General features: G+C 41.1%; 1 pseudogene. It reads right to left on the bottom strand.

Annotated features, from left to right (window positions below):
• Positions 1 to 219: pseudogene (locus H6A32_RS16180) on the bottom strand (IS4 family transposase); the annotation flags it as partial.

Here is a 219-nt window from a genome sequence, read left to right as displayed (position 1 = left end):
AGATAAAAGCAAGCCAGTCCTTGCGATTTGCTTTATTCCTTACGCAAACGATTTTCGCCGGAATAGGATTCTCTTTTCCTACCATGACGTCAACAGAAAGCAGATACTTTGATCTGCCACGGCGTTTTTTGTTCCTGGAATAGATCTCTTTGATATTCAGCTGTTCACCACAGTATGAATACTTGATGCGGCTGCTTTTCTTGATCATAGCAATCACAT

This window comes from Drancourtella massiliensis (genome assembly GCF_016900655.1).
GTDB lineage: Bacteria > Bacillota > Clostridia > Lachnospirales > Lachnospiraceae > Sellimonas > Sellimonas catena.
This window is presented reverse-complemented; position numbering and strand designations above follow the sequence as displayed.